This is a genomic window from Geomonas sp. Red276, from assembly GCF_054784495.1.
Genome location: NZ_BLXW01000076.1, coordinates 1 through 2,908, shown reverse-complemented (window position 1 = coordinate 2,908; position 2,908 = coordinate 1). Strand labels below are relative to the sequence as shown.

Genomic DNA, 2,908 nt, shown 5'->3' with positions numbered 1-2,908 from the left:
TCAAAGAAGAGGCGGTACAGAAGGCAGTCGATCGGCTAAATAACCGCCCCCGCAAGTGTTTAGACTACCGGACGCCCGCTGAGGTCTTTGCTACTGCCCTCGCTGGTGCATTTGCAACTTGAATTGACAGTCTTGTAGGTTTTGAGCAGGTTGTCGATGGCGGCGTTGAGGTCTTTGTTCTTGGTCACGTTGGCTCCTTAGGGTAAGTTGGTTTACCCCGGAATGACCATTTACACAAACCTTTTTACACCCTCCCCCCGCAAGTGTTTAGACTACCGGACGCCCGCTGAGGTCTTTGCTACTGCCCTCGCTGGTGCATTTGCAACTTGAATTGACAATGGTCTTGCCTCGACCTCATAACCAACGAGACTAACCTTACTGACCAGTGCTTCATCCTTATCAAATAAAAATGCTGCACATGTGCTAGGAACAGAGTACCAACCATCTTCATTTGTCTGCGCCGAAACGAAGTAAAGGATCTTGCCATTTATCAATATTTTGAAGGACTGACTTTCGTCTATCTCAGTTTTTGCAGCTGCATTCTGGCGCTGCATCTGCACATATATTTTTCCGGAAAAAGAATTCAATGAAGATTGTCCCAGTAGTTGCACTGTTTGGCCTGAAGACACAGCATCATTTCTTGAAAGTAGAACAGCTGCCATTATTAACAGTATTTTTAGCAGCATACGCATTATAAGCCTCCTTCAATTGTGTGTCATATTTAAACCTTTTATATCCTTTTCCATTGTAGCTTACTGCGAATCTTTGCCAATTTTTGGTTACTGCCGCAGTTTTGAGAGCGCGGTCATGGTTTACAAAATTGACAAAGGCCCTCAAATGCTCCCTCTCAGACTTGCACATAGCCGCAACGAACTCCTCCACTGAAATAAAGCCTGCTCTATCAAATCCTTGACCTAAGATCTGGAACTTTCCCCACGAACAAGCCTTAAGTGCAGCAGACTTATCCAGCGAATAAGCTTTTGCTAATCGTGAATAACTGTCACCATAAAAATCATTATTGTTTTGATTAATTTTAGCACCGCCAAATATGTTAACTTTCTCTTTTGATTTATTATTGTTGTTATTTGCCTTCACTTTTCTTTTGGGCTTAAGTTTGTAGCAGGCAAAAGATGAAATATCAGGATTCGTTTTGTTGTATTTTCCTTTTGGGGAGGTGTGGTTGCAAAAGATATGACGTTCATAAAGGATCACCGGCCTGTTCTTCTTATCAAAACCTCGTTTGCCCTCGATTTTGGCCACCGCTTTTATAACAGCAACTTCGCACCCTATACTCTTTGCAGCTTGTATATAATCATCTTCCGTTATGGTTTCTCCAGTGTATCCTTTCAGGAAATCCAAGCAAGTTTGGTCATTGGTCACCTTGCAGACAGGCGAGCCGTTAGCTGTGACAGTAGCTGTCGTTTTGGGTCCCTTGCCATCACCGAAATCCGCCTGGGGGATTCCTTTCGCCTCCGTAGTGTGGGGATTCTGTGGAGGCACTACTGGTTTTACTTCCGGCCGGTTAACTTCCGGGACGGGTACGCCAGCCGCGTCCTTCGGATGTAAGCCTGTCTGTCCGCTCAGCTTCAGCTTTGGGCTTTTGGCTGTGACCAGTTTGTTACCGCCCCCCGAAACAACCTCGGCCACTAATTTCCACGACCCATCAGGTCGTTGAAGAAACAATCTCACCAAATCATCAGGAGTTGTGGTCATGACAGTGGGTAGGACGCCCGTGTCTCCGCTGGAAACTTCTTCCGACCTTCCACCGTACTCTATACGAGCTTTGGCATTACGAATGGGATTTCCGTCAAAATCGATCAGTTGGAAGGTAACTCCCATGACTGCGGTTTCTGCCAACGCTATCCGCCGACCAGCTGAGACTTTATCAGGGTCCCTTATTCCGTGGATTTTACAGAGAGTTTCGACTGTTGTACCATGAGCCTTAGCGATTTCACTCAAGGTGTCACCGTTTTTTAAAAGATAAAAGTTCTTCGACTCCGTCACTCTTCACCTCCATCAGCAGAGGGTTCATTTTCATACTCCTCAGTTATTTCCCACTCACCGGCCCCAACGACCCAGGCAATGATATCCTGCTTGTCACAGGTGAAAAACCTGCCACTCATGCCAGTCTCGTCCGTTGTTACCGTCGTGATGTACGCGCCATCTGGAGTGGTGATTTCGATTGAGATACCCGCATAGTTGATACCATTGTGATTCCCTGCAGCGTGCATTTCGGTAAAATCGAAGGCAAGACTGTAATTCAGGGCGAGGCTATCTGCAGGAGATACGACAGGTTGAGTGCCTCCCATCCTGCCAATAAAGAAATTTGGCGAACCGCTGGTTATAGTTCCGCCATGTGCAGTTGCGCAACCAACAAAGGAGGCAGGCTTGCCGTTGATAAGAACGGTATTGCTGCCTTCAATGATAGTATCCCCGCAACCAATCCTATCGCCGACTCGCGCTGCCGCCCGGTCATCGTGAAAAGTGTCAGCAGAGCCAGTAACTATATATGCCGTGCCATGGATTGGGCAGGAAACGCTGTCGCCGACGCGGGCCGCAGGTCTCCCACTCGCTTCGTCACAATTTAAGAAGAACCGCATGTCCGCGCCCTCCTCTTTACGTGCCAGGTCGAGATCAAGCCTCAACTACCGAAAGACAACATGGGCAACTAGAATTTGAATAGTCTAATCTTGGTCGCTAGAGTGTCAAGACACTCTGCCCAGCGACCGGAAATTCGACACCCTGGTGGGAAGGACCTTTCTGCGGTGTCAACCGCCAAGGTTATTTGCCACCCCCGTCGCCAAAGTTATTTTCCAGTTTAAGCGGTCAGCGGGAGTTCCTGAGTTAAGTTGTCGTGGTCTTCTGAGGGCGGCTCCTCCTGCGGTATGACTCCCCCTTGAGGGGGAGG

The 2,908-nt window shown here is 48.0% G+C and carries 3 protein-coding genes and 1 pseudogene; 1 reads left to right on the top strand and 3 read right to left on the bottom strand.

What is annotated here, in order from left to right; genetic code table 11:
* Positions 1 to 122 (top strand): annotated as a pseudogene (locus ACYVL5_RS23420) (IS30 family transposase); the annotation flags it as partial.
* 150 nt (positions 123 to 272) lie between these two features.
* Here the strand turns inward: ACYVL5_RS23420 and ACYVL5_RS23415 are convergent.
* From ACYVL5_RS23415 to ACYVL5_RS23405, 3 genes are read right to left on the bottom strand one after another with little or no spacing between them, the layout of a single operon-like run.
* On the bottom strand, positions 273 to 692 hold the full coding sequence (locus tag ACYVL5_RS23415; protein ID WP_460597963.1) for a hypothetical protein: 420 nt from the start codon (positions 690 to 692) through the stop codon (positions 273 to 275).
* The gene (locus tag ACYVL5_RS23410) at positions 634 to 2,004 is read right to left on the bottom strand and encodes an N-acetylmuramidase domain-containing protein (protein ID WP_460597962.1); all 1,371 of its coding nucleotides are present in this window, start codon (positions 2,002 to 2,004) and stop codon (positions 634 to 636) included. Before ACYVL5_RS23410 ends, ACYVL5_RS23415 begins: the two co-directional genes overlap by 59 nt.
* Entirely contained in the window at positions 2,001 to 2,600 is a 600-nt protein-coding gene (locus ACYVL5_RS23405; RefSeq protein WP_460597961.1) for a PAAR domain-containing protein, read from the bottom strand. The genes ACYVL5_RS23410 and ACYVL5_RS23405 overlap by 4 nt, the downstream gene beginning before the upstream one ends.
* Between the last annotated feature and the right edge of the window lie 308 nt (positions 2,601 to 2,908).